The following is a 25,572-nucleotide window of genomic DNA, read 5'->3' as shown; positions in this document are numbered from 1 at the left end:
TACAGTACGCGGGTTGTCAGCAAGTGATCCCATCCCGTAGCCAGCGGGAACGGGAGTTCATCGCTGGTCCGCCGGGGTGGGTCGGCGCGCGCTTGCGAGTCCGCATCCAGGCGTCGGTCCGTGCGTCTCCACGAGCCGGCGCGAGTTGTTCGGTACAGGAGGACATAGATGTCCGGGACCTTGGCCGCCGACGGCGGCGCACTGTCCCTTACCGGAGCCAACGTGACGTACGTCGTCATCGCCGCGGTCATCGCGCTGGTGGCGCTCGTCTTCGCGGCCGCCCTCACCAGGGCGGTCCTGGCGGCCGGTAAGGGAACCACCAACATGCAGGAGATCTCCGGCGCGGTGCAGGAGGGCGCGTCGGCGTACCTGCTGCGGCAGTTCCGCACGCTGGCGATCTTCGTGGTGATCGCCGTCGTGCTGCTCTTCCTGCTGCCGGTGCACGACACCGACGGCAACGAAACGCTCGTGAAGGTCGGCCGCTCGGCGTTCTTCGTGGTGGGTGCGCTGTTCAGCGCGTTCATCGGCGGCGCCGGCATGTGGCTGGCCACCCGCGCCAACCTGCGGGTGGCGGCGGCCGCGCGGGAGCGGGAAGGCGGGCGCGAGGGCGCCATGAAGATCGCCTTCCGCACCGGCGGCGTGGTCGGCTTCCTCACCGTCGGCCTCGGCCTGTTCGGTGCGGCGCTGGTCGTGCTGATCTTCCGGGGCGACGCACCGACCGTGCTGGAGGGCTTCGGCTTCGGCGCCGCGCTGCTCGCCATGTTCATGCGGGTCGGCGGCGGCATCTTCACCAAGGCCGCCGACGTCGGCGCGGACCTGGTCGGCAAGGTCGAGCAGGGCATCCCGGAGGACGACCCGCGCAACGCCGCCACCATCGCCGACAACGTGGGCGACAACGTCGGCGACTGCGCCGGCATGGCCGCCGACCTGTTCGAGTCGTACGCGGTCACGCTCGTCGCGGCGCTGATCCTCGGCCGGGCCGCGTTCGGCGAGACCGGCCTGGTCTTCCCGCTGATCATCTCCACCATCGGCGTGCTCGTCGCGATCGTCGGCGTCTTCATCACCCGGCTGCGCGCCAGCGACCGCAACGGCCTGACCGCGATCAACCGGGCCTTCTACCTGTCCGCGCTGATCGCCGCGGTGCTCGTCGCGATCGCCGCGTTCGCGTACCTGCCGGCCACGTTCGCCGAGCTGGAGGGCGGGCTGCCCGACGTCGACCGCAACCCGCGGCTGGTGGCCATCGGCGCGGTCGTGATCGGCATCGTGCTGGCCGCCGCGATCCAGGCGCTGACCGGCTACTTCACCGAGACCAACCGGCGCCCGGTGCAGGACATCGGCAAGAGCTCCCAGACCGGCGCGGCCACCGTCATCCTCGCCGGCATCAGCGTCGGCCTGGAGTCGGCCGTCTACTCGGCGCTGCTGATCGCCGCCGGCGTGTTCGGCGCGTTCCTGCTCGGCGGCAGCTCGCTCACGCTGTCGCTGTTCGCCGTCGCGCTGGCCGGCACCGGCCTGCTCACCACGGTCGGCGTCATCGTCGCGATGGACACGTTCGGCCCGATCTCCGACAACGCGCAGGGCGTGGCGGAGATGTCCGGCGACATCGACGAGCACGGCGCGCGGACGCTCACCGAGCTGGACGCCGTCGGCAACACCACCAAGGCGATCACCAAGGGCATCGCGATCGCCACGGCGGTGCTGGCCGCGACCGCGCTGTTCGGCTCGTACACCGACACGCTCAAGACGGCGTACGCGGACGCGACGGGGACTCAGGACACCACCGCGCTGATCGACGAGCTGCTCAACGTCGCCAACCCGCGCAACCTGGTCGGCCTGATCATCGGCGCCGCCGTGGTCTTCCTCTTCTCCGGCCTGGCCATCAACGCGGTCTCCCGCTCCGCCGGGGCCGTGGTGATGGAGGTCCGCCGCCAGTTCCGCGAGCTGCCCGGCATCATGGACCGCACCCAGCGGCCCGAGTACGGCAAGGTCGTGGACATCTGCACCCGGGACGCGCAGCGCGAGCTGATGACCCCCGGCCTGCTGGCCATCCTGGCCCCGATCGCTGTCGGCTTCGGCCTCGGCGCGGGCGCGCTGGCCGCGTACCTGGCCGGCGCGATCGGCGCGGGCACGCTGATGGCGGTGTTCCTGGCCAACTCCGGTGGCGCCTGGGACAACGGCAAGAAGCTGGTGGAGGACGGCGCGTACGGCGGCAAGGGCTCCGACTCGCACGCCGCCACCGTCATCGGCGACACCGTCGGCGACCCGTTCAAGGACACCGCCGGCCCGGCGATCAACCCGCTGCTCAAGGTGATGAACCTGGTCTCGCTGCTGATCGCCCCGGCCGTGGTGGCCTGGAGCGTGGGCGACGACAAGAACAACCCGCTGCGCATCACGATCGCCGTGGTCGCCGCGCTGATCATCGCGGCGGCTGTGGTGTTCAGCAAGCGCAAGGGCGTGGCGATGTCCGACTCGGACAGCGGTGCCGGCACCCCGGACCAGCGTCCGGAGACGGTGAACGCCTGATCGCACGCGACGGTTCCCGGCCGGCCCCGGCCGGCCGGGAACCCCGTGCCCGGCAAACCTGACCGGTGGCGGTTCCGCCCGGAGGTCGTACGCTGCTTCGCATGCGTACGCGCCGGGCGGCAACCGCCGGAAAGCTCACGGTGGTCCTGGCCACGCTGGTCCTCGTGGTCACCGGGTGCGGCGGCGGTCCCAGTCCCCGGGTCTGGGCCGCGTCGGTGTGCCAGGCGCTCACCCCGTGGCGCGCGGAGATCTCCAAGCTGACCAGCAGCACGCAGCAGCAGATGACCGCGCAGACCACTCCGCCGCAGGCCAAGGAGAACCTGGTCCGGCTCTTCGCCGGCGCCGAGCAGGCCAGCGAGACGGCCCGGCGCAAGGTCGAGGAGGCGGGCGTGCCCGAGGCCGAGCGCGGCGCCGAGGTATCCGCCGGGTTCCTCGGGTCGCTGAGCAAGATGCGCGACGCGTACGGCCGGGCCCGGTCCGCCATCGACCGGCTCGACACCGCCCAGGCCGGTCCGTTCTACGACGGCGTGCGCGCCGCCGTGGACACGCTCAACAAGGAGTACGACGCGAGCGCGCTGGACACCAGCAAACTCAACTCGACCGAGCTGAAAGAGGCCTTCGACGAGGTCCCGGAGTGTCGCTGACCCCTCCTGCCCCGAAACCGGCCCGCCAGCCCTCGCTGTTCTCCACCGAGGCGGCCGATCCCGCGCTGGCGGACCTCGCCGGCCTGCTCGCCGGGCCGGGTGAGGTGGGGCGGATGGGCGGCACGGCCCGGATCTCCGTGGTGGTCGACGCCGCCTGGCGGGTGCACGTGCTGGTGGCGGAGCTGGGCGCCCGGGGCGTGCCGGCGAGCTGGGAGCCGACCGAGGACGGGCGGCACCGGGTGCGCACCGCGTACACGAGCATGCTGGCGCCGCTCGCGCGGGCCTGGCTGCGCGGCGCGGCGAAGCGGCCGCCGGCCCGCTTCCACCTGGACGGGCGGCGGCTGCGGCTCTGGGTGGCGGCCGCCGGCACGGCCGAGCCGGCCGGGTTCCGGCTGCGGCTCGGACCGGCCGACGAGCAGTCCTGGCCGGTGGTCCGCGCCGCGCTGGCGGCGGTTGGCCTGCCGGCCGCGTTCGTGGAGCCGGACGAGGGCGGGCCCGCGTTCCGGATCGGCGGACGGCGGATGCCGCGGCTCGCGGAGCTGGTGGGGGAACGGCCGGCGACGGCGCCGGTGGCGGACTGGCCGGGGTCGCGGGGCTGACCGCCGCTGTCCGAATCCGGACACCCGGCGAGGGCTCCGCCGGGGGTACGCGATCGTCACAGTGACCCGCCTGCCGCCCTACCCACGGTGTACCGTGACGCCGTCCGGCAGGGTGCGGCCGGCGGTCGCCGGGAGGACGGCCCGTTTGCCGCCCACGAAACCCGGAACGCGGACGGCGCGTTACGTTGGACATCCGGACCGCCTGTGGGTCCGGGTGGCGCAACACGGCCCGAAGCGGGCATGGCGTAGGAGTGAGGTCGGGGAGAGACGTGCCGAGCAACGCTGGAACCACCCGTCTGGTCATCGTCGAGTCACCGGCGAAGGCCAAGACGATCTCGGGCTACCTCGGCCCGGGGTACGTCGTGGAGGCCAGCTTCGGCCACGTCCGGGACCTGCCCCGCAACGCCGCCGACGTCCCGGCGAAGTACAAGGGTGAGCCGTGGGCGCGCCTCGGCGTGGACGTCGACAACGGCTTCCACGCCCTCTACGTGGTCTCGCCCGACCGTAAGCAGCAGATCAGCAAGCTGGTGAAGCTGGCCAAGGAGGTCGACGAGATCTTCCTGGCGACGGATGAGGACCGCGAGGGCGAGGCCATCGCCTGGCACCTGGTGGAGACGCTCAAGCCCAAGGTGCCGGTCAAGCGGATGGTCTTCCACGAGATCACCAAGCCGGCCATCCAGGCCGCGGTGGCCAACCCCCGGGAGATCGACCGCGACCTGGTCGACGCCCAGGAGGCGCGGCGCATCCTCGACCGCCTCTACGGGTACGAGGTCTCGCCGGTGCTGTGGAAGAAGGTCATGCCGAAGCTGTCGGCGGGCCGGGTGCAGTCCGTGGCGACGCGGATCGTGGTCGAGCGGGAGCGCCAGCGGATGGCGTTCCGCACCGCTGAATACTGGGACATCCTGGCCACGCTCGCCGTGGCGAAGCCGGGCGAGGGCCCGCGTACGTTCAACGCCACGCTCGTCGCGCTCAACGGTGACCGGATCGCCACCGGCAAGGACTTCGAGCCGACCACCGGCCGGGTGCGGCCCGGCGCGGGTGTCGTCCACCTCGACGAGGGCGGGGCCCGGGGCCTGGCCGCCCGCCTGGCCGACCAGCCGTTCACCGTCACCCGGGTCGAGGAGAAGCCCTACCGGCGCCGCCCGTACGCGCCGTTCATCACCTCCACGCTCCAGCAGGAGGCGGCCCGCAAGCTGCGGTTCTCGTCGCAGCAGACGATGCGCACCGCGCAGCGCCTGTACGAGAACGGCTACATCACCTACATGCGTACCGACTCGGTGAACCTGTCCGAGACGGCCATCGCGGCGGCCCGCCGGCAGATCGTCGAGCTGTACGGCGAGCGCAGCGTGCCGCCGGAGCCGCGCCGCTACACCGGCAAGGTGAAGAACGCGCAGGAGGCGCACGAGGCGATCCGCCCCGCGGGCGACAACTTCCGTACCCCGGGCGAGGTGGCCAAGGAGCTGTCCGCCGAGGAGTTCAAGCTCTACGAGCTGATCTGGCGCCGCACCATCGCCTCGCAGATGACCGACGCGGTCGGCTCCAGCGTGTCGGTGCGCATCCGTGCCGTCTCCTCCGCCGGTGAGGAGGCCGACTTCGGCGCGACCGGCAAGACCATCACCGACCCGGGCTTCCTGCGCGCGTACGTCGAGTCCAGCGACGACGAGAACGCCGAGGCCGAGGACGCCGAGCGGCGGCTGCCCACGCTGGTCAAGGACCAGCCGCTGACCGCCGACGAGCTGGCCGCGCAGGGCCACCACACCCAGCCGCCCGCCCGCTACACCGAGGCGTCGCTGGTCAAGGCACTGGAGGAGCTGGGCATCGGCCGGCCCTCCACGTATGCGTCGATCATGCAGACGATCCAGGACCGCGGGTACGTGGTGAAGCGCGGCCAGGCCATGATCCCGTCGTTCCTGGCGTTCGCCGTGATCGGGCTGATGGAGCGGCACTACCCGCGCCTGATCGACTACGACTTCACCGCCAGCATGGAGAACGAGCTGGACGAGATCGCCGGTGGCGAACACGCCGCCGTCGACTTCCTCACCTCCTTCTACTTCGGCAGCACCAACGGCACCGGCGACCAGGCCATCGCGCACGCCGGTGGCCTGAAGAAGCTGGTCACCGAGAACCTCAGCGAGATCGACGCGCGCAGCGTCAACTCCATCCCGCTGTTCACCGACGACGAGGGCCGCGAGGTCGTCGTCCGGGTCGGCCGGTACGGGCCGTACCTCCAGCGGGCGCTCCCCGGCGAGCAGCAGGCGCCGGCGCCCTCGGGTGAGGGCGAGGAGGGCGGCTCGCAGGGTGACCGGGCGCCGATCCCGGAGGGCCTGGCGCCGGACGAGCTGACCCCGGAGAAGGTGCACGAGCTGTTCCTGGGCGGCGGCGGTGAGCGCAAGCTCGGCGACGATCCGTCGACCGGCGAGCCGATCCTGCTCAAGTCCGGCCGGTTCGGCCCGTACGTGGCGAGCGGCGAGCGCAAGTCCTCGCTGCTGCGCTCGCAGTCGCCGGACAGCCTCACCCTGGAGCAGGCGTTGCAGCTGCTGCGCCTGCCCCGGCTGATCGGGGTGGCCCCGGACGGCGCCGAGGTCGTCGCCAACAACGGCCGCTACGGCCCGTACGTCAAGCAGGGTGACGAGTTCCGCTCGCTGGACTCGGAAGACAAGTTGTTCACCGTCACGCTGGACGAGGCGCTGGCGTTGCTGGCCGCCCCGAAGACGCGCCAGCGCCGGGCCGCCGCGCCGCCGCTGCGGGAGATGGGCAACGACCCGCTCACCGAGAAGCCGTTGGTGATCAAGGACGGGCGCTTCGGGCCGTACGTGACCGACGGCGAGTTCAACGCGTCGCTGCGGCGCGGGCAGACGCCGGAGGAGCTGACGCTGGAGCAGGCGTCGGAGATGCTGGCCGAGAAGCGCGCGAAGGGTCCGGCGCCGAAGAAGAAGGCCGCGAAGAAGGCCGCCCCGGCGAAGAAGACAACGGCGGCCAAGAAGACAACGGCGGCCAAGAAGACAACGGCGGCCAAGAAGACGACGGCCGCGAAGAAGGCCGCCCCCAAGAAGGCGACCTCAACCCCGAAGGAGTGATCTTGGTACGGGGGCGCCCCTGGAGGGGCGGATCCGTACCAAGATCTCAGCCGGGCCAGCCTGCCGATCGCAGGGCGGCACGTAACTGGGTGATCACGCGGGTGGGGTCGTTGCGGACGGCCCAGGCGGGGAAGCGGAGTACCCGGTCACCGGCGGCCCAGACGTCGTTCTGCCGCTGCATGTCCGCCCAGGCGGTCTTCGGGTCGAGGTGCTGCCCGCCGTCGATCTCGACGTGCACCCGCCACCGCTCGAACCAGACGTCCAGGTAGCGCCGCCGCCCGGTGGCGTCACGCCGGACGACCTGGAGTGACGGTTCGGGTAGCCCGGCCCGCCGGACGAGATCGAGGAAGTCGAGTTCGGCGAGGGAATGGGCGCCGCCTGCCGCGTCCGTGGCGGTCGCCAGGATCAGCCGACGTCGCCTCGCGCGAGGGAGCCGTTCCAGCACCCGGTGCAGGTCGTCGCCCCAGACCAGGCGTTGCTGGAAGCCTGTCGCGATGACGGCCCGTGCCTCCGCGTCGGTTGCCGCCCACTGTGCCGCGTTGACGAGCGAGCGGGCCGGCATGGTCCGGCGGGGCTTGCCGACGTCCAGCACGTCCTCCGACGACAGTGCGGTGGTGCGGTGGATCCGAACACCCGGTGGCAGGGTTCTCGTCTGATGCCGGGCCGGCAGCAGCAGATGCACCAGCCGGCTCTCGTAGCGCCGTAGCCCCCATGCCTGGGCCGCGGTGAGTCCACCCAGCGTCGCTGCCGGCCCCGCCGCGAGCACCGCCACCCAACGCCACTCCTTCGGACCGACCGGCCCGTTGTGGGTGACGTAGACGCGCCGGTGCACCTGCCTCCAGCGTCCGCTGCCCAGCCGGTGCCGGATCGCCTTCTCGGACAGGAACCGTCGAGCCTGCGTCGCTTCGAGCACCCGTTCCTGATGGAACAGCAACCAGCTCAACTCGTCCGCGTCGTCCCCCGGCATCTCCACGCATGAATCCCACCCGCTGTCCCGTCGTCCCTGCTGTCCCTGTGGACAGCCGCCGAGATCTTGGTATGGGAGCGCCCCTCCACGGGCGGATTCGTACCAAGATCCTCAGGAGCCCAGCACCTGGGTCAAATAGGGGTTCTGGAAGATCTTGGCCGGGTCCAGGCGGGTGCGGACGGACTGGAAATCCGCGAATCTCGGGTAGGCCGTGGCCAGGGACTCCGCGGTGCGCCAGTGCAGCTTGCCCCAGTGCGGCCGGCCGCCCAACTCGGTCGCCACCTGCTCGAACGCGCGGAAGTACGGCTCGTACGGCATGCCCACGTACTGGTGCACGGCGATGTACGCCGAGTCGCGCCCGTACGAGTGGGACAGCCAGATGTCGTCGGCGGCGGTGAACCGCACCTCGACCGGGAACAGCACCTTGAACGGCAGCCGGTCCACGATCCGGCGCAGCTCGGCCAGCGCGGTGGGTAGTGCCTCGCGCGGCAGCCCGTACTCCATCTCCACGAAGCGGACCCGGCGCGGCGTGCAGAACACGCGGTCGGAGCGGCCGGTGTAGGTGCGTTCGGTGAGCGCGCGGGCGGAGACGGCGCTGATCCGGGGCGCGAGGGCGGGTACGGCGCGGCCGAGGCGGCAGGCGCCGGCGAAGACGGTGTTGGAGAGGAACTCGTCGTCCAGCCAGCCGCGCCAGCCGGGCAGTGGCCGGTCGTCGGCGGGCACCCGGTCGTTGGTCTTGACCTGCACCCGGTCGGTGTACGGGAACCAGTAGAACTCGGCGTGGTCGTGCGCCTCGTACAGGCCGGGGAGGTCGTCGAGCACCTCGGCGAGCGGGGCCGGGCGTTCGTGCGCGCGCAGCACGAAGGCGTCGACGCAGCGCAGCGTGACCTCGACCAGCACGCCCACCGCGCCGAGCCCGACCCGGGCGGCGTCGAACACGTCGCGGTTCTCCTCGGCCGAGCAGCGCAGCACCTCGCCGGTGCCGGTGACCAGCGTCAGCCCGGCCACGAAGGTGGACAGGCAGCCCAGTTTCGCCCCGGTGCCGTGGGTGCCGGTGGAGAGCGCCCCGGCGATGGTCTGGGCGTCGATGTCGCCCAGGTTCGGCATCGCGAGGCCGTGCCCGGCGAGCAGTTCGTTGAGCGTGTGCAACGTCATCCCGGCCGGTACGGTGACCAGGCGGTGCGCCACATCGACTGTGACGTCCGTCTCCAGCTCGGCGAGGTCGATCCGGTGCCCGTCGGCGACCGCGGTGGCGGTGAACGAGTGGCCGCTGCCGGTGGCCCGGACGGTCCGGCCCGCCGCGCCGGCCCGGCGGACCGCCTCGACGACGTCGGAGACGCTACGCGGGCGCGCGGTGAGGAGCGCGGTGCTGCGCTGGTTACCGGCCCAGTTGGACCAGGTGGCGGTGGAACCGGTCATCGCGGCCACTCCTCGACATGAATATGAACTGAATTCATATCAGGAACGTTGTGCCTGGTAAATACCGCAATCGAGCCCGGCTCGTTGTACCGGTAGTCACAGACTCGTGACGTGCAGATATGTTCATCCGTCGAAGGGGGGTGGCGCCGAGTGTCCACACCAGCCGCCACGACCGGGCCGCTGCGTCGGGTACCGGTGCAGGGTCGAAGTGTCGCGCGGGTCCAGCGGATGCTGGACGCCTGCGCCGAGCTCGTCGACGAGGTGGGGTACGAAGGGCTGACCACGACCCTGCTCGCCGAGCGCGCCGAGGTGGCGATCGGGTCGGTCTACCAGTTCTTTCCGGACAAGCGGGCGATCGTGCAGGCGCTGACCCTGCGCACCATGGAGTCCTACCTCCAGCGCCTCGACGAGCGGTTCTCCTCGGACGACCTGACCCACTGGTGGGACGGGGTCGACGCGGCGATCGACGAGTACATCTCGATGCACCGCACCGTTCCCGGCTTCCGTACCCTGCACTTCGGCGACGTGGTCGACCTGCACCTGCTGGACGACCAGCGGGACAACAACGGGGTCATCGCGGAGCAACTCGCCCGCGTACTCACCGAGCGTTTCGGCCTGGCCGGGGTGCCCGACCTGCGGTTCCACCTGGAGGTCGCGGTGGAGGCCGCCGACGCCCTGATCAAGCTGGCCTTCCGCCGCCGCACCGACGGCGACGAGCGGGTGCTGGTCGAGGCCAAGGCGCTCATCCGGGAGTACCTGCACCGGCAGGTGAACGCCCCCACGGAGGCCGTCCACCAGGGCTGAGCGGCACGCCGAGCGGCGGGTTCGGAGAGAGTGCGCCGGGGCCCGCCGTCGTCACGCCGGAGGGCGGATCAGAGGAAGGCGTGCCCCTCGCCCCGGTAGGTCGGCACGGTGGCGACCACCGCGTCCCCCTCGACCAGGTGCACCTCGTTGACGTGCTCGCACAGCTCGCCCGCCTTGGCGTGGCGGAACCACACCCGGTCGCCGACGCGCAGGCCGTCGGCGGCCTCCCCGGCCAGCGGGGTCTGCACCTCGCCGGCGCCCTCCGCGCCGAGCAGCCTCAGCCCTTCCGGCAGCCAGGGGCGGGGCAACCGGCTGTCCGCCGCCGGGCCGGAGGCGATCCACCCGCCGCCGAGCACCGTCGCCAGCCCGGGTGCCGGGCGCCGGACCACCGCGCAGGCGAAGAACGCCGCCGGGGTCGGCCGCCAGGCACGGTACGCGTCGAACAGCGTCGGCCCGTACAGGCCGGAGCCCGCGGTGACCTCGGTGACCGCGGGGTCCGCGCTGGTGGCGGCCACGCTGCCGGTGCCGCCGCCGTTGACGAACTCCAGGTCGGCGTGCTCGCGGACCGCGGTGACCGCCGACGAGCGGCGGGCCAGCAGTTCCCGGTACGACCCGCGCTGCGCGACCCGGATCGCCGAGCCGAGCACCGCCTGTCCGGGCGGCGCGTCGCCGAGGCCGGCGATCTGTGCCTCGTACGACATCAGGCCGGCCAGCCGGAAACCGGGCCGCCCGGCGACGGCGGCGGCGAGCGCGCCGGCCGCCGTGGCGCTGTGCACCGGGGAGCGGCGCACGCCGACGTGCACCCGGCCCCCCAGCGGGCGCCAGGAGGCGTCCAGGTCGAGGCAGATCCGCAGCGCGGGCCGGCGCGCGGGCGGGCACACCGCGTCGATCAGGTCGAGCTGCGCGGTGTCGTCGACCATCAGCGTCACCGCCTCGGCGAGCGCCGGGTCGGCGGCCAGTTCGGCGAGGCCGCCCCGGTGCGCCGTCGGGTACGCCACGAGCACGTCGTCGCTGACCCCGGACCGGACCAGCCACACCGCCTCGGGCAGCGTGAAGGCCATCACGCCGTGCCACCCGGGACGCTTGAGCACCCGGGTCAGCAGCTCGCGGACGCGTACCGACTTGCTCGCCACGCGCAGCGGCTTGCCGCCGGACCGGCCGGCGAGCGCCTCGGCGTTGGCGTCGAACGCGGTGAGGTCGACCACGGCGTACGGCGGGTCGAGGTGAGCGGTCGCCCGGTCGAGACGATCGCGAGTTTTGTCACGGTCGATGGCCACGTCTGCACGCTAACTGTCTGGACGGCAATGCGAAATACCCTCGCGTCTGTCCGGGCTGCGGGCGGTGGTCCCGGCGGCCTAGGCTCGGCGAGCAGGTGAATGTCGCAGGGGACGACCCCTCCTGCGCGACTAGAGTGTTCCACCGGGGATGCCCAGACCTGGGCCGGCACGTGGAGGTACGGCCATCGAAAGCCAGAACAACGGCGAGTCGCCCGGCGTGTCGTCGCCCGGGACAGCCGCCGACCACTCCGGTGTCGCCGCCATCCGGTCGGTGCTGCGCATCCGGCCGTTCCGCAGGCTGTGGATCGTGCTCAGCGCCGCATCCTTCGGCGACTGGCTCGGCCTGCTCGCCACCGCGCTGTTCGCCGCCTCCCAGGTCTCCGGCAGCACCGCCCAGGGCGCCGCGTTCGGTGGCGTGACAGCGATCCGGCTGCTCCCGGCGCTGGTGCTCGGCCCGGTGGCGGGCGTGTTCGCCGACCGGTTCGACCGCCGGTGGACGATGGTCATCTGCGACCTGCTGCGCTTCGTGCTGTTCGCCTCGATCCCGCTGTACGCGCTCACCGGCGCCGCGGGCGGGCTGGTGGTCGGCTGGGCGCTGATCGCCACGTTCCTGATCGAGTCGCTCACCCTGCTGTGGATCCCGGCCAAGGAGGCGGCGGTCCCCAACCTCATCCCGCGCACCCGGCTGGAGGCGGCGAACCAGCTCACGCTGATCACGACGTACGGCCTGACGCCGGTGGCCGCGGCCATCGCCCTGGCCGTGCTGGACCGGGGCGTACGCGGCGCGGTCGGCGGCGACCTGCCCGACTGGGCCGAGCCGGCCCAGCTCGCGCTCTGGTTCAACGCCTTCTCCCGGCTGGCCACCGCGCTCGTGGTGGCGTTCGGGATCAAGGAGATCAGCCACGCCCAGCGCGGCGAGGCCGAGCGCTCCGAGCAGAGCATGTTCCGGCAGTTCTCCGAGGGCTGGAAATACATCGGCCAGACCCCGCTCGTCCGCGGCCTGGTGCTGGGCATCTTCGGCGCGTTCGCCGGCGGCGGCATCGTGGTCGGCACGGCCAAGTTCTTCGCCAACTCGCTCGGCGCCGGTGACGCCGCGTTCTCGCTGCTGTTCGGCGCGATCTTCGTCGGCCTGGCGCTCGGCATCGGTCTCGGGCCGATGATCGTGCGGGACATGTCCCGCCGCCGCTGGTTCGGCATGAGCATCGTGCTCGCCAGCGCCTCCGTGCTGGTGCTCGCGTTCGCCATCCACCTGTCGATGGCCATCCTCGGCGCGATCCTGGTCGGCGCCGGCGCCGGCATGGCGTTCCTGGCCGGCACCACGCTGCTCGGCGGCGAGGTCGCCGACGAGGTACGCGGCCGGGTCTTCGCGGTGGTGCAGATCGGCACCCGGCTGGTGCTGATCCTGGCCATCGCGCTCAGCAGCCTCCTGGTCGGCGTCGGCGGCTCCCGCCAGCTCACCATCGCCGACCTGGGCATCTCCATCTCCTCGACCCGGCTGCTGCTGCTGGCCGCCGGCGCGGCCGGCATCATCGCCGGGATCAGCGCGTTCGGCCAGATGGACGACAAGAAGGGCGTACCGGTCCTCGCCGACCTGTGGGGCTCGATCCGGGGCCGCCCGCTGATGCCGGCCGAGCCGTTCGTCTCCAGCGGCCTGTTCGTGGTCTTCGAGGGCGGCGAGGGCGCCGGCAAGTCCACCCAGCTCGCCGAGCTGGCCGAGCGGCTGCGCGCGCAGGGCCGCGACGTGGTGGTCACCCGCGAGCCGGGCGCCACGCCGGTCGGCGAGCGGATCCGCTCCCTGGTGCTCGGCACCGCCCCCGGCGAGGCGCCGTCGCCGCGCGCCGAGGCGCTGCTCTACGCCGCCGACCGGGCGCACCACGTGGCCACTGTCGTCCGTCCGGCGCTGGTGCGCGGCGCGGTGGTGATCAGCGACCGGTACGTCGACTCGTCGCTCGCCTACCAGGGCGCCGGCCGGACGCTGCCGGTGGACGAGGTCTCCTGGCTCTCCTCCTGGGCCACCGGCGGTCTCAAGCCCGACCTGGTGGTGCTGCTCGACGTCGAGCCGCGGACCGGCCTGAGCCGGGTCGAGGACCGCAACGAGGGCACCGACCGGCTGGAGGCCGAGTCGCTGACGTTCCACGAGCGGGTCCGGTACGCCTTCCTCGACCTCGCCGCCGGCGACCCGAAGCGCTACCTGGTGCTCGACGCGTCCCGCCCGGTCGAGGAGACTGCCGACGCGGTCGCCCGCCGGGTGGGCGAGCTGCTGGCCGATCCGGGCGGCATCGTGCATCCCCGTCCGGCGCAGGGCCCGGACACCTCGGTCCAGCCCGAGTTATCCGACGCGGAGCTGGTGACGATGGAGCAACCCCGACGATGACCGACGTCTTCGGCGATCTGGTCGGGCAGGACGAGGCGGTGGCCATGCTGCGGCGGGCCGCCGCCTCGGCCGCCGCGCAGCTGCGCGCGCCGGTGACGGCCACCGCGGGCGGGCACGACGACCTCGACGCGCTCGCCGAGGAGTACGACGGCGACCCGGGTCCGGCGCCGGCCGATCCGGGCGCCGGCATGACCCACGCCTGGATCTTCACCGGCCCGCCCGGATCGGGCCGCTCGGTGGCCGCCCGCGCGTTCGCCGCCGCCCTGGAGTGCGTGCACGGCACCGGGTGCGGTAGCTGCCCCGGCTGCCACACCACGCTCACCGGCACCCACGCGGACGTACGCCTCGTGGTGCCCGAGGGCCTGTCCATCGGCGTCAACGAGATGCGCGCGCTGGTGCTGCGGGCGGCCAGCGCGCCCTCCGGCGGCCGGTGGCAGATCGTGATCATCGAGGACGCCGACCGGCTCACCGAGGCCGCCGGCAACGCGCTGCTCAAGGCGATCGAGGAGCCGCCGCCGCGTACCGTCTTCCTGCTCTGCGCCCCGTCCACCCACCCGGACGACATCTCCGTGACCATCCGGTCGCGGTGCCGGGTCGTACCGCTGCGGCAGCCGCCGCCCACCGCGGTGGCCGAGGTGCTGGTCCGCCGCGACGGCATCGCGCCGGACGTGGCCGAGTGGGCCGCCGCGGCGGCGCAGGGGCACGTGGGCCGGGCCCGGCGGCTGGCCCGCGACCCGGAGGCCCGGCAGCGGCGTGACGCGGTGCTCGCCGTACCGCGCCGGCTGACCGGCGTGGGCGCGGCGTTCGACGCGGCCTCGGCGCTGATCGAGGCCGCCGAGGCGGAGGCCGCCGCCTCCGTCGCGGAGATCGACGAGGCGGAACGTACGGCGTTGCAGACAGCGCTCGGCGCGGGCGGCACCGGCCGGGGCGCGGCCGGTGCCATGCGCGGCGCTGCGGGCCAGCTCAAGGATCTGGAGAAGCGGCAGAAGTCGCGGGCCACCCGCGCCCAGCGGGACGCGCTGGACCGCGCCCTGGTCGACCTGGCCGGGTTCTACCGGGACGCGCTCATCATGGCGTTGCGGGCGCCCGTGGCCCCGGTGCACACCGACACCGCGTCGCTCGCCGCGGCGGGCGCGCAGAAGTGGGACGCCGAGGGCTCGCTGCGCCGCCTGGAGGCGGTGCTGGAGTGCCGCGCGGCGATCGAGGCGAACGTCAAGCCGCGGATCGCTGTGGAGGCGATGATGCTGGCCCTCTGGCGCGGCTGAGCCGGGCCCTTCCGCACTGTCCACAGGGCATCGACACGCGCGATTGACGTGCGGTACGGTCCGGTGATGCCGTGGTGACCGAGGCGGCACGCTCAGTGAGGGTCGGGCCGACCGGCCGGGAGGAGTCCGCCGATGCCGCGGGGTGAGATCGACGAGGCCTGGATCGAGGAGGCGGTGCGGCGCTACCGCCGGATCGAGAACCTGCAGGCCGAGTTCGACCAGGCGGTCGCGACGGTCGAGGTCACCGTCCGCTCACCCGACGGGCTCGTCGAGGTGGTGGTGACCGCCGGCGGGCGGATCACCGACGTGCGTTTCCTCGGCCCGCTGCACCACCGCAGCCCGCGCGACGTGGCCGGTTCGGTGCAGGCCGCGGTCACGGCCGCCGCCGACGCGGCGCAGTGGGCGCGGGAGAAGCTGCACAACGAGACGTTCGCGGCCTACCGGCCGCTGGCGGGGGCCTGACATGGAGACGCTGCGTGCCCTGGCCGCCCGTCTGGACGAGGCCGGCGCGACCCTCGCCACGCTCGCCCGCACGGTGACCGCCACCGACCCGCCGCATCCCGCGTTCGGCGCGCACGCCACCGGCCGCCCCGGCGAGGTGGGCCGCGCGCTGCACCGCCAGTGGACCCTTGCCACCGCCGACCGGGCGCGCGAGGCGCAGGCCGCCGCCGCCCGGATGGCCGCCGCCGCGGCGGCGCTGCGCAGCGCCGCCGACCGCTACGCCGCCGCCGACGACGCGGTCGCCCGGCGGCTGGCCCGGGAGGCCTGATGGACGCGCTCGACCGCCTCGCCGAGCCGGGCCTCGACCTGCTCGCCCGCGTCGACACGCTGCTGGCCGCCGGTGCGCCCGAGGGGCACCGGCTCTGGCCGCTGCTGCGCCGCATGCAGGTGCTTCCCGGCGGGGCCGTGCGCGAGTTCCTCGACCTGCATCCGGCGCCGCTGACCGGCGCCGGCCACGTGGTGCGCCGGCTCGTCCGGGGGTACGACGACACCTCCGCCCTGCTGGCCGACCAGGTCGCCTGGTCCGGCGCCGCCGCGTCGGCGTACGACGAGGCACGTGCCGCCCTGCTGCGGCACCTGGACGAGGGGCCGGAGAGCCTGGTCGGGCGGCTGGAGTCGACGGCGGGCTACGCCGACGCGCTGGCCGGCTGGGTGGAGGGCAGCCGGGCCGCGCTGGCCCGGGCGCTGGCCGAGGTGCTTGGCTCGGCCGAGGCGGTCGCGGTGCACGCCGCGACCCGGCCCGGCGCCGAGGCCGGACGGGCCGGGGCGTCGGCCGCGGCGGAGATCGCCACGAGGATCCTGGGCGTGCTCGGGGTGGCCTACGACGGTGCCGAGACGCTGCTGCGCCAGTGGGGGCCGAGCCTGGCCGAGACGCCGTGGCGGGATCGCGCCACCACCGCCCCGCGCTACGGCGGCACCACCCGGATCGGCTACTGACGGTCCACGGCGCCGCGCGCCGGACCGGCCGTGGCCGGTGACGGCGGCGGCGCCGTGGCCTTCCCCTGCACCCCCCGCAGGTATGCCTTCACTCAACGCGCCCGGACCGGTGTTTGTCAGGGGCCCGCCGCAGATTCAGCCGTCCGGGCGAGGCGATGGGGCCGGTTCGGCCGGATCGACGACGATGATCGCTGCGGTGGGTGACGGTGCGGCGACCGGTGCGCGGTGCGGCGGGCGCCGATCCGCGTAGGGTGGGGCGCATGGGCATGCTCTGCGCGGTCAGCTTCAACCGGTACGGGCGCCTCTACTACCTCGATCCGGGCGAGCTGCGCCCGCAGGTGGGTGACCGGGTGCTGGTGCCCACCGACGAGGGGCCCGAGGTGGCCGAGTGCGTCTGGGCCGCGCAGTGGGTCAGCGAGGACACCGACAGCTTCCCGAAACTCGCCGGGATCGCCGGTGACGACGACCTGCGCCGCGACGAGATGCTGCGCCGGCGCAAGGCCGAGGCGAAGGTGGCCGCCAAGCGGCTGATCCGCGAACACGGCCTGCCGATGAAGGTGGTCGCCGTCGACCACGTCCTCGCCACGCCGGAGAACGGCAGCGACCGCACCACCATCTACTTCACCGCGCCGCACCGCGTCGACTTCCGCTCCCTGGTCCGCGACCTCGGCGCGACGCTGCACTGCCGGGTCGAGCTGCGGCAACTCTCCGCCCGGGACTCCGCCCGCGTGCAGGGCGGCATCGGCTCCTGCGGGCGCGACCTGTGCTGCGCCACGTTCCTCACCGACTTCGAGCCGGTGACCATCCGGATGGCGAAGGACCAGGATCTGCCGCTCAACCCGCTGCGCATCTCCGGGGCGTGCGGGCGGCTGATGTGCTGCCTCAAGTACGAACATCCGCTGTATCAGAAGTTCCAGGAGACCGCCCCGGCGGTCGGCAGCCGGGTGTCCACGCCGCAGGGCGAGGGCAAGGTGGTCGGCCACAGCGTCCCGCGCGACGCGGTCACGGTCCGCCTGGACGCCGACGGCTCCCGCTCGATGTGCTCCCGAGCGTCGGTCTGTGGCCCGAGGCAGGCCCACGACGAGCACTACCCCCAGCCCTGACCCTCCCGCTCCCCGCCCGCGTTTTCCCCGGTGATCAAGGAGTTTGTGTCTCCGATCGCGCCCGGACAGGACACGAACTCCTTGATCACGGGGGTGATCGGTGGGGTCAGCGGATGACGATCGGGGGTTCGGCGAGGCGCGGGGTCAGCGGGGTCTTCGGGGTCAGCCAGGGGGCGGTGGGGGACTGGTCGGGGTTCAGCTGCCAGTCGTGGGACACCTTGTCCACGGCGATCGGGTAGATCGTCAGCGTGCCGTCCGGGTCGATCCGGAACCGCAGGAACGCCTTCGAGTCCTCGATGCCCTGCCCCGCGAACAGCTCGTTCAGGTTCACCCCGAACGCGCCCGCCACCAGCAGATAGAGCGCCACGAGCTGGCTGGCGACCAGCCCGCTCACCGGCCCGTAGAGCACCACGGCGGCGACCGCCGGCAGCGGCCACGGCCAGTCGTAGAACGGCAGCTGCAACCAGACCCACGTGCCCCCGGCGGCGAGCGCCACCTGGGCCAGCCCGTGCGCCACCCCGAGGATCCAGTGCCGGGCGTGCCGTTTCCCGCCCGCCGTGGGCGGCTTGGCGAAGAACACCGCGCCCATCATCGCCACCACCAGCATGATCGCCAGCGGCACGCTGAACAGCCGTTGCTCGGTGGTGCCCACCCGCTGCACCGCCACCCCGGCCATGGCCAGCATCAGCAGCGTGTGCAGCGTGCCGAGCAGCGTGGTGAAGCCCGGGTTGCGGAACGGCAGCCGGGCGAAGATCCCCCAGCCGTACCGGCGGGAGCGCGCCTTGTCCGGATAGCGCGCGGCCAGGTCGTACTCCCGGGTGTTGCTGGCCCGCCGGGTCAGCGTGTCACGCGGCGGCACCTCCAGCTTCTCCGGCAGCCGGTGCGTGGGGTACAGGTAGGCGCCGCCACCACCGCACGTGATGAGCTGCCGGTCCGGCCCGGCGTAACGGGCGTAGTGGTGCAGGTCGCCGGAGACCAGCACCCGTACCTGCGCCCCGGTCGGCGCCACGAGGGTGCGGATGAAGTAGTCGATCGAGTCGTACGCGTTGGGGTGGTCGACGGCCTTGACCCACGTCGGCGCCGGCACCGCCAGGATCACCTTGGATTCCGGAGTGAGCCTGCGGGCCACCTCGTCGAAGTAGGTGAGCTGCGGGTCGTCCAGGTACGACCCGGACTGGTCGTCGAGGCCGAGCAGCCACCAGCCGGCCGGCAGCTCGACAGCGAAGTACGAGCGGGACTGGCCGGTGCCCCAGCCGGCGAAGTGCCGGTCCCGGGTGCGCACGAACAGCCGCAGGAACGCGGTCAGCCCGTCGTACCAGTCATGGTTGCCCGGCACCGCGAACAGCGTCGGGCGCTCCGGCGGGGCGACCGGCAGCGCCGCCTGGTACGGGCCCTTGCAGCGATCCTCGTACGCCTCGTAGCCCGCCGCCGGGTAGACCTGGTCGCCGCCCATCACCAGCGTCTGCGCACGGGGAAGCCGGTGCCCGTCCACGGTCAGCTCCGGCTGGGCGAGCAGGTACGCCACCGAGTACGTGGCGTCGAAGCCGTCACCCAGGTCGGCCACGTAGTCGAGCCAGAGCCCACCGTCCGGCCCGACCTGCCGGAACGTGCCGTCGCTGAACGCGTTCTGCAACTCGCGCTTGTCCAGGTACGCCCCGAACAGCATGGCCAGCAACGTACGCAGGCCGGTGCTGATCAGCAGCAGTGGCGCGAGCCAGGGAACCGGCCGGCGCGGGGTGAAACCCAGCTCCCGGGGGTCGATGCTGCGGGGGCGGCGGGTGGCCCGCTCGCCGGGATGCGCCTCGGGAGCCGGTGGTCGCGGCGGTTCGTCGGTCACCCGCCGCAGGGTAGTCCGGAGCGGGCGCGAAGTCTCTCCCGTGACGGGGTGGATGTGGTCCGGTGTCCGGGTTCCGGGGCGGGGGGATCCGGTTCGGCTTCCGGCGGGGTGTGCCGTACACTTGACGATCGTTGCCGCCTTAGCTCAGTCGGCTAGAGCGACGCACTCGTAATGCGTAGGTCGACGGTTCGATTCCGTCAGGCGGCTCCACGGAAAGGCCCAGGTCACCGGCTTGATCGCCGATCATGACCTGGGCCTTTTGCCTGCCCTCGCGAGGCCGGGCAGCCGAGCGAGCAGCCAACCTACTCACCCGACCACAGCGCCCCCTCCAACCGCGAAGCCGCTTCCCGCGCGATCTCTCGAGCTACGTGGGCGTAGATGTTGAGGGTGACGCTGATCTGCGAGTGGCCGAGGATCTCCATGACCACGCGGGCGGGCACGCCCTGGGCGAGTAGGACGCTTGCCGCTGTGTGCCGCAAGTCGTGAAGGCGGACCTGCCGTAGGCCCGCCCGCCGGATGATCTCCCGGAACGACCGGTAGTCGTTGCGCGGATGGATGGGCGTGCCAACGGCCGTCGCGAAGACCAGAGCCGGATCAGCCCAGCTGTCAGCGTCGAACCGTTCCGCTGCCTGGCGTTCCTGGTGGCGACGAAGTGCCTCCAGCACAGTGGGCGGCAGCGGGAGAGTTCGACGAGACCGGGCAGTCTTCGTCTCCACGAAGTCCAAGTTCCCCGTGTCGGGATTGCGCTGCAGTTGCCCCCGCACACGCAGCGTCCCAGAAACCAGGTCGACGTCATCCCACCGCAATCCAAGGACTTCACCTTGGCGGAGCCCGAGGGGGTCCGCTGTAGCGGCCGGTCGATTCAGGCTCTGCCTCGTATGGGCATCAGCAGGTCGATGCGGTCGTGGCGGCGGTAGTGCTCGATGCTGGGGCGAGTGTCGTCTCGGTCTCCCGAGCGCCGCAACCTTTCAAAGGTCGGGGTTAGCAGAGCATAGGCGGCGGGTTGGGGACCACGCACGGTTGCGCTCAGGTATTGGCCTCCTGGCACGACGCCTGATTGCAGGCCGAGTTGGTCAGGGTCGTCGCCGACTCGGATTTGGACGCAGCAGCGGTAGATGCCGGAGCCGTCGAACACGCCGAGGAATTTGCGCCCGCGCAGCGACCCGAGCAGCGTCTCCAGGCGGTCCCAGGCTGGCCCGATCTCGTCTGATCCGTCTTTGGCGGCCACGAACATGACCGGCGTCTCGGTGCGCTCGACTCGCCTGAGCGGTAGTTCCATCTGTGGCCTTTCTCCGGCGTGTGGTCCGTGTTGCATAGAAGCTACTCACCGCCTCTGACACGGCGTGTCCCGCGAATCAGGTTCCTGTGGTCCGGCCGGCGCTTCCACGCCGAGGCAGCCGCACGCCCTCTGCAGGATTCCGCAAGCGGGCCGCGCCGGACGCGCTCGGCCTGCTGGCGGCGCAAGCGCCGGCATCGGCCGACGCGCCGGCCAATTAAGGACATGCCTCCGGCGGGGGCCAGACGACTCCGAGATGGAGTTGCCGAACGGTTCCGGTTCGTGGGTGGTGGGATGCCATCCCGCCAGCCACCGACCCAGGCAGAGCCGAGCAGACCAGGGCCAGGGCGACAAGGTCGTTCGGTAGGGCGCTCCACCTTGTCGCCCTGGCCCTGGCCCGCTCCACGGTGTGTGGGTCGGCGGCAGACAGGGATGGCGAGCAAGGTGAGAGCGGTTACGATCTCAGTAGGATGCTGAGATGTCTCGACCAGTGATCTTCGACCTCTTCCATACCTTGATCCACGGGGCTGACGAGGAGCGTGACCGGGTAGTCGGCGAAATGGCGGTCATGGTCGGCGTGGCTCCTGCCGAGCTGGTCGCCGCGTACCACGCCACCTGGCGGGACCGGCTGGTCCGGTGGGACGTGGAGGAGACCATCCGCATCCTCGCCGCACGCCTCGGCGGCACGCCGACCGACGCACAGGTGGCACGGGCCGGTCAGCATCGGCGAGCCCTCGGACGCCGGGTGCTGGACAGCGTCTCGCCCGCCACCCTCGACGTGCTCGACGCGCTACGCGCCGATGGTCATCCGCTGGCCCTCATCAGCAACGCCACCTCGGACACCTCCGAGCCGTGGCCCCAGAGTCCGCTTGCCCGACGGTTCGATGTCGCGATCTTCTCCTGCGATGTCGGGCTGGCCAAGCCCGATCCGGCGATCTATCACCTTGCTGCCGAGCGCCTGGGGGTCGAGCCGGCGGAGTGCTTCTTCGTCGGTGACGGCTCAGACGGGGAGCTGCCCGGGGCGGCAGCGGTGGGTATGACCGTCTTCCGGACCACGGAACACAACGACACCGACCCGAGCTGGGGCGGGCCTGTTATCCGTGCCTTGGGTGAGCTGCTCGCCAAACTCCGAGAGCCGTCCAAGGTCATGGAGCCGGCCGAGTAGAGCGGTCAGTACAGCCAGTCGTACAGCCAAGACCCCGGCTAACGCCGACGCCATCCGACAACGGCGGACGGGCTGACCAGGTGCGCAACCACCCGACCAGCCTTCCGCGGCCTTCTTCTAGTCCCAAGGCCGCAGGTTCGACTCCTGCCAGGCACACAGGTACTTCCCTTCGGACATCAAGGGCGGTTGATGCACTCCGCGCCCGTGGAGAAGCGCTACGCAGCAGCCGCCCTGTCCCTCGCGGCACTTCTCACCGCCTGCACCAGCGGTGCGTCGCATGACGAGCAGATGGAGTACCTGCGCAAGATGGCTCAGCGTGGGGCCGAAGTGCATGCCGTGGAGAAGAGCCGGCCATCGGGATCCCCCGGCGACTCGGAAATGTGCTATGACGCCTACGATCATTTCTACGGTGGACCGAACGGCCACGATGCGCCCCACGTCGGGAACTACGACGAAAAAGTCGCCTTGCTGAAAGAAGGCGAGGGGTTGTTCATAGAGAGCTGCATGAACGGCACGCCGTCGCCGGTATCCGCGCGGAGTGAGCCCGCCAGCCCTTCCGCCCCACCGGCATCCCGGGCGACTACGTAAGCATCCCGTCGGCTGATGCCAGCGCCCCGACCGGTGGGCAGTCCGCATCTGGTCCGCAAGAGACTCACAGACGGCAGGGGAGTGGTGAGAGATGTCGAGAGGCGTTTCCGCTGCTAGAAGCCAATTCGCGGAGCCTGCGGGGTCGCCAGTTTTGATCTCGTAATGCGTAGGCCGACGGTTCGATTCCGTCAGCCGGCTCGGCACCGGAGCCCAGGTCATTGGCCTGGGCTTCGCCGCTTTCCCAGGTCCACGACAGCACCGCCGGCCGTGCCAGTCCGCAAATAGTCCGCATCCCGCGCCGCGACCGCCTCGTCCAGCCGGTTGGCAACGGCGTCCAGGTCGTCACCGAACAGTCCGGCGTTCACGTCCAGCGTCATCGACGCCGAGGCCGACCGCACACGCCGGAGTCATGGCCCTGCGTCACGCGGGCAGCAACCTCGGACGACACCTCTTCGAAGACGGCATCATGTACGCCAGCAGCGAGCCGGCACGCATTTCTCGCCTGATCTTCGGAGCCACCAGCACGATGTAGCCACCTACGGATTCGAAGACCTCCAGTTCTACCGCGAGGTCGCTCAACCGACCGAGCGCCGTTCACTGCGCGAAGAGGTTGCCGAAGGAGCCCTCCTGGACCGGGCCGTCGACGTGTTGCCCAAGTGGGTCGACCTGCGTCTCGGATATCTCATTTCCCTGGTATGCGAGGGAGAGCAGGTCCTGACGGCGTTGCCCGAGGTACCAGCTTGCGACCTGGTCCAGGTCGATGGTCTGCCGGAGTACGTCGGAGTGCCCGGGACGAAGTTCTCCGAGCACTTCGCCTCGCGGCGATACCACCATGCTGGGACAGTGCTGGTCGGGGTGGGCGATGTTGGCGGAGGCGAGGAAGCGCTGGTTCTCGGCAGCCCGGCTGATCAGGTGGCTACGCCAGACGCCATTGACCTCGCGGGTGTTGGCGGCATTGGTGAGATAGAAGAACACCTGGGCTCCCGCCGAAGCCAGGTACTGCCACTGCTCCGGGAAGCGGATCTCACGGCAGAGCTGGACGCCCACGGTCACCTCCCCGTCTGGCTGCCTGAGGTCGATGGTCGGCAGGCGATCGCCGGGGCGCAGGCGACCACGTTCGTTCATCGCGAGGTTGATCTTCCGGTAGACCTGATGGTCTCCGTGGGGCGGGAAGAACAGGCCGGCGTTGCACCACCCGCCCTGCCACGGCAGTAGCGATCCGCAGAAGATCTGAACCTGCTTCTGCTGGGCAAGCTGGGCCACTTGTGCGACGGCCTGGTTCACCGCGGCGGGCTCCACAGTGGCCAGCGGCGCCAGATCCTCGCCGTAGCCGGACAGCATTCCTTCGGGCAGGAGGACAACGTCACCCGCGCGCGTCTCGCTGAGGACCTCCCGCACGGTGATCAGATTGGCGTCTACGTTCCAGGCGGGTGAGACCTGGGCAATCACGATCGACATGTGCACCCGGCAATCCTGAACGACTGCCAGATGTCCATGCCTGCGGGGTTCGATCAGCGGCATGGCCGGCGCATCTCCGAAAACTCCCCTGGCTCAGCCGGATCCGGACAAGAAGGCGCGAACGGCGGCGGCGAACTGTGTTCGAGCGTCGTGATGCACCACGTGACCGGCGGGCAGCTCGGCAAGGCGAGCGTGGCCGCCGCGACGGGCGATCATCTCGCGAGCGTGGCCCGCATCCAGTTCATCGCTACGCGTTCCACGAATCAGGAGAGTCGGGCAGCTCACCGAAACCCAGTCCTTCCAGTGGTCACCGTTGAGTGCCTTCTGGGACACCACCGTGTCGTCGATGTCGAATGAGAAGCCCCAGCCGTCGTTGGACCGGCGGACGGAACATTCCAGGTAGGGTGCCGCCGCGCCCAGGGCCGCGGCCAGCGCGTCGTGGGTCGGCGCGTGGCGGGGGAGGCTGGTCGTGAACGACCAATCGACGTCTACGACCGCGCCGGCGTCCTCGACGATGAGCGCGGTGACCCGGTCGGGGTGCCGCCCGGCGTACTGGTAGGCGTTCACGCCGCCGAGCGAGTGGCCCAGCACCACCGCAGGGCCGACGTTCAGATGCTGGTGGAACGCGGCGACGTCGGATACGTAGTCGTCACGCTCGTAGCTCTCGGCACGGTCCGACGCTCCGTGGCCGCGCTGATCGAGTGCGATCACTCGCCAGCGGGGTGCCAACGCCTCGGCCAGTGGTGCGAATGCCGACGCTTCGTTGTAGTGCCCGTGAAGAGCCAGGAGCGGGGCGCCCGAACCACCGAAGTCCAGATAGGAGAGCTTACGACTCTCAACCGCGAAGAACCCACGCACGACCTGGGATGCTAGACCCCACCGTTGTCGGCGGTCGGGCAGCGCCGAGCGGTCGGTCGCACGATCGGCTCAGACGAGACTCGCCAAGCACACCGCTGATCGCGCCCAGCTCGACGAAGCGTCGAGCTGGGCGCGGCGGGTCGAGCTATGCCACGAAGCGGGAACGGCGGCGGCGTCCGAGCAGGTAGCCCGCGCCGCCGAGGAGCAGAAGCGCACTGCCGATGCCGGCCACGGTCGCGGTGTCGTCGCCGGTCACGGGCAGCCCACCGCCCTCGCCGCCACCGGGAGCGGCCGGGCTGGCGGAGGGAGCAGGCGGCGGTGCGACGGTCGTCGTGGCGCTGGGCGTGGCGCTCGGTGCCGACGTGGGCTGCGACGTCGCCGTCGGAGTGGGCGAAGCCGCGCAGTCAAGTGCTCGTGCGGCGTACACGCCCTTGTTCAGGTAAGCCAGGTAGGCATCGACGGACGGGTCGTCGAGCACCTTCTGTGCGGCCTCTCGTACGTTGGTGCCGGCGCCCGTCATCGTCTGGCCCACCTTGATTCGCAGAGCCGTCGCCCAGATGTCCTGCACGTCCTCCTTGAGGAACGCGTGGAGGTCTTCCGCGCTGCCGTTCAGCCGTTCCTGAATCGCGCCGGGCAGGACGGGCAACGAGTCGGCCTCCGCCGCGGCCAGGATCTGGTAGGCCAGCAGGCGCACCTGGCCGTCGGTGGCGGCATCCAGGTCGATGGTGACGAGTTCGCGGATGTCCTTGTAGACCTTGCGCTCGACCGTCTGGCAGGCCTCGTTGAGCACTGGCGGCTCAGTCTGAGCCGTCGCCGGCGCCGCCGGGAACAGAAAGACCAGCGCCACTAAAGCGCCGGCCGGGATCTTCCACCGCATTTGGTACTTCCTCCCCGTGTAGATCAA

General features: G+C 71.6%; 23 protein-coding genes and 1 tRNA gene. 14 read left to right on the top strand and 10 right to left on the bottom strand.

The window, feature by feature from the left end; translation table 11 throughout:
* Window positions 1-168 precede the first annotated feature (168 nt).
* From ABIH81_RS05945 to topA, 4 genes are all read left to right on the top strand, one after another.
* Window positions 169-2,520, top strand: coding sequence for a sodium-translocating pyrophosphatase (locus tag ABIH81_RS05945; RefSeq protein ID WP_349879392.1), 2,352 nt, complete (start codon window positions 169-171; stop codon window positions 2,518-2,520).
* Window positions 2,521-2,621: 101 nt separating this feature from the next.
* On the top strand, window positions 2,622-3,164 hold the full coding sequence (locus ABIH81_RS05940; RefSeq protein ID WP_349879391.1) for a hypothetical protein: 543 nt from the start codon (window positions 2,622-2,624) through the stop codon (window positions 3,162-3,164).
* The gene (locus ABIH81_RS05935; protein WP_349879390.1) at window positions 3,155-3,763 is read left to right on the top strand and encodes a hypothetical protein; all 609 of its coding nucleotides are present in this window, start codon (window positions 3,155-3,157) and stop codon (window positions 3,761-3,763) included. The genes ABIH81_RS05940 and ABIH81_RS05935 overlap by 10 nt, the downstream gene beginning before the upstream one ends.
* Window positions 3,764-4,032: 269 nt before the next feature.
* A complete protein-coding gene (gene topA, locus ABIH81_RS05930) occupies window positions 4,033-6,840 on the top strand; it encodes a type I DNA topoisomerase (protein ID WP_349879389.1) in 2,808 nt (935 codons plus the stop codon).
* Window positions 6,841-6,886: 46 nt separating this feature from the next.
* Here topA and ABIH81_RS05925 read toward each other — a convergent pair whose 3' ends face one another.
* Together ABIH81_RS05925 and ABIH81_RS05920 are read right to left on the bottom strand one after the other, a co-directional pair.
* A complete protein-coding gene (locus tag ABIH81_RS05925) occupies window positions 6,887-7,807 on the bottom strand; it encodes a DUF559 domain-containing protein (RefSeq protein ID WP_349881019.1) in 921 nt (306 codons plus the stop codon).
* A gap of 111 nt (window positions 7,808-7,918) precedes the next feature.
* The gene (locus ABIH81_RS05920) at window positions 7,919-9,235 is read right to left on the bottom strand and encodes a D-arabinono-1,4-lactone oxidase (protein WP_349879388.1); all 1,317 of its coding nucleotides are present in this window, start codon (window positions 9,233-9,235) and stop codon (window positions 7,919-7,921) included.
* 219 nt (window positions 9,236-9,454) lie between these two features.
* Here ABIH81_RS05920 and ABIH81_RS05915 point away from each other — a divergent pair, with 219 nt between their 5' ends.
* Window positions 9,455-10,030 carry a TetR family transcriptional regulator gene (locus ABIH81_RS05915; RefSeq protein ID WP_030274442.1) on the top strand — a complete coding sequence of 192 codons (576 nt, stop codon included), beginning with the start codon at window positions 9,455-9,457 and terminating at the stop codon, window positions 10,028-10,030.
* Between the two features lie 68 nt (window positions 10,031-10,098).
* Here ABIH81_RS05915 and ABIH81_RS05910 read toward each other — a convergent pair whose 3' ends face one another.
* On the bottom strand, window positions 10,099-11,307 hold the full coding sequence (locus tag ABIH81_RS05910; protein WP_349879387.1) for an amino acid deaminase/aldolase: 1,209 nt from the start codon (window positions 11,305-11,307) through the stop codon (window positions 10,099-10,101).
* 307 nt (window positions 11,308-11,614) lie between these two features.
* On the opposite strand from ABIH81_RS05910, the gene tmk reads away from it, so the two are divergent.
* The 6 genes from tmk (at window position 11,615) to ricT (ending at window position 17,486) form a co-directional block, all read left to right on the top strand.
* A complete protein-coding gene (tmk, locus tag ABIH81_RS05905; protein ID WP_349881018.1) occupies window positions 11,615-13,681 on the top strand; it encodes a dTMP kinase in 2,067 nt (688 codons plus the stop codon).
* Window positions 13,678-14,946 carry a DNA polymerase III subunit delta' gene (locus ABIH81_RS05900; RefSeq protein WP_349879386.1) on the top strand — a complete coding sequence of 423 codons (1,269 nt, stop codon included), beginning with the start codon at window positions 13,678-13,680 and terminating at the stop codon, window positions 14,944-14,946. Before tmk ends, ABIH81_RS05900 begins: the two co-directional genes overlap by 4 nt.
* Window positions 14,947-15,078: 132 nt before the next feature.
* Window positions 15,079-15,408, top strand: a complete 330-nt coding sequence (locus tag ABIH81_RS05895) for a YbaB/EbfC family nucleoid-associated protein (protein ID WP_013473591.1) — start codon at window positions 15,079-15,081, stop codon at window positions 15,406-15,408.
* A gap of 1 nt (window position 15,409) precedes the next feature.
* Complete coding sequence (locus ABIH81_RS05890; RefSeq protein WP_349879385.1) at window positions 15,410-15,715, top strand: hypothetical protein; 306 nt, start codon at window positions 15,410-15,412, stop codon at window positions 15,713-15,715.
* Complete coding sequence (locus ABIH81_RS05885) at window positions 15,715-16,383, top strand: hypothetical protein (RefSeq protein WP_349879384.1); 669 nt, start codon at window positions 15,715-15,717, stop codon at window positions 16,381-16,383. The genes ABIH81_RS05890 and ABIH81_RS05885 overlap by 1 nt, the downstream gene beginning before the upstream one ends.
* A gap of 260 nt (window positions 16,384-16,643) precedes the next feature.
* The gene (gene ricT / locus ABIH81_RS05880; protein WP_349879383.1) at window positions 16,644-17,486 is read left to right on the top strand and encodes a regulatory iron-sulfur-containing complex subunit RicT; all 843 of its coding nucleotides are present in this window, start codon (window positions 16,644-16,646) and stop codon (window positions 17,484-17,486) included.
* Window positions 17,487-17,592: 106 nt separating this feature from the next.
* Here the strand turns inward: ricT and ABIH81_RS05875 are convergent, their stop codons facing one another.
* On the bottom strand, window positions 17,593-19,323 hold the full coding sequence (locus tag ABIH81_RS05875; RefSeq protein WP_349879382.1) for a metallophosphoesterase: 1,731 nt from the start codon (window positions 19,321-19,323) through the stop codon (window positions 17,593-17,595).
* Window positions 19,324-19,456: 133 nt separating this feature from the next.
* Between ABIH81_RS05875 and ABIH81_RS05870 the strand changes: the two genes are divergently transcribed.
* A tRNA-Thr gene (locus tag ABIH81_RS05870) sits at window positions 19,457-19,533 on the top strand.
* 92 nt (window positions 19,534-19,625) lie between these two features.
* Here ABIH81_RS05870 and ABIH81_RS05865 read toward each other — a convergent pair.
* Together ABIH81_RS05865 and ABIH81_RS05860 are read right to left on the bottom strand one after the other, a co-directional pair.
* Window positions 19,626-20,129 (bottom strand): site-specific integrase, encoded by a 504-nt coding sequence (locus tag ABIH81_RS05865; RefSeq protein ID WP_349879381.1) that lies wholly within the window; start codon window positions 20,127-20,129, stop codon window positions 19,626-19,628.
* Window positions 20,130-20,185: 56 nt separating this feature from the next.
* On the bottom strand, window positions 20,186-20,602 hold the full coding sequence (locus ABIH81_RS05860; protein WP_349879380.1) for a GyrI-like domain-containing protein: 417 nt from the start codon (window positions 20,600-20,602) through the stop codon (window positions 20,186-20,188).
* Window positions 20,603-21,089: 487 nt separating this feature from the next.
* On the opposite strand from ABIH81_RS05860, the gene ABIH81_RS05855 reads away from it, so the two are divergent.
* Both ABIH81_RS05855 and ABIH81_RS05850 read left to right on the top strand, forming a co-directional pair.
* Window positions 21,090-21,764, top strand: a complete 675-nt coding sequence (locus ABIH81_RS05855) for an HAD-IA family hydrolase (RefSeq protein ID WP_349879379.1) — start codon at window positions 21,090-21,092, stop codon at window positions 21,762-21,764.
* A gap of 204 nt (window positions 21,765-21,968) precedes the next feature.
* Window positions 21,969-22,352, top strand: a complete 384-nt coding sequence (locus ABIH81_RS05850; RefSeq protein WP_349879378.1) for a hypothetical protein — start codon at window positions 21,969-21,971, stop codon at window positions 22,350-22,352.
* A 215-nt stretch (window positions 22,353-22,567) separates the two neighbouring features.
* Here ABIH81_RS05850 and ABIH81_RS05845 read toward each other — a convergent pair whose 3' ends face one another.
* The 4 genes from ABIH81_RS05845 to ABIH81_RS05830 all read right to left on the bottom strand — a co-directional run bounded on the left by ABIH81_RS05845 (window position 22,568) and on the right by ABIH81_RS05830 (window position 25,545).
* Window positions 22,568-22,729, bottom strand: a complete 162-nt coding sequence (locus tag ABIH81_RS05845) for a hypothetical protein (protein ID WP_349879377.1) — start codon at window positions 22,727-22,729, stop codon at window positions 22,568-22,570.
* A gap of 217 nt (window positions 22,730-22,946) precedes the next feature.
* Window positions 22,947-23,873, bottom strand: a complete 927-nt coding sequence (locus ABIH81_RS05840; protein WP_349879376.1) for a carbon-nitrogen hydrolase family protein — start codon at window positions 23,871-23,873, stop codon at window positions 22,947-22,949.
* Window positions 23,874-23,903: 30 nt separating this feature from the next.
* Window positions 23,904-24,668 carry an alpha/beta hydrolase gene (locus tag ABIH81_RS05835; RefSeq protein ID WP_349879375.1) on the bottom strand — a complete coding sequence of 255 codons (765 nt, stop codon included), beginning with the start codon at window positions 24,666-24,668 and terminating at the stop codon, window positions 23,904-23,906.
* 145 nt (window positions 24,669-24,813) lie between these two features.
* The gene (locus ABIH81_RS05830; protein WP_349879374.1) at window positions 24,814-25,545 is read right to left on the bottom strand and encodes an LPXTG cell wall anchor domain-containing protein; all 732 of its coding nucleotides are present in this window, start codon (window positions 25,543-25,545) and stop codon (window positions 24,814-24,816) included.
* Window positions 25,546-25,572: the final 27 nt, after the last annotated feature.

Origin of the sequence: Micromonospora sp. HUAS YX12, assembly GCF_040215685.1 — a bacterium.
GTDB lineage: Bacteria > Actinomycetota > Actinomycetes > Mycobacteriales > Micromonosporaceae > Micromonospora > Micromonospora tulbaghiae.
The sequence above is the reverse complement of the archived record's forward strand: the minus strand, read 5'-3'. Positions and strand labels throughout refer to the sequence as shown.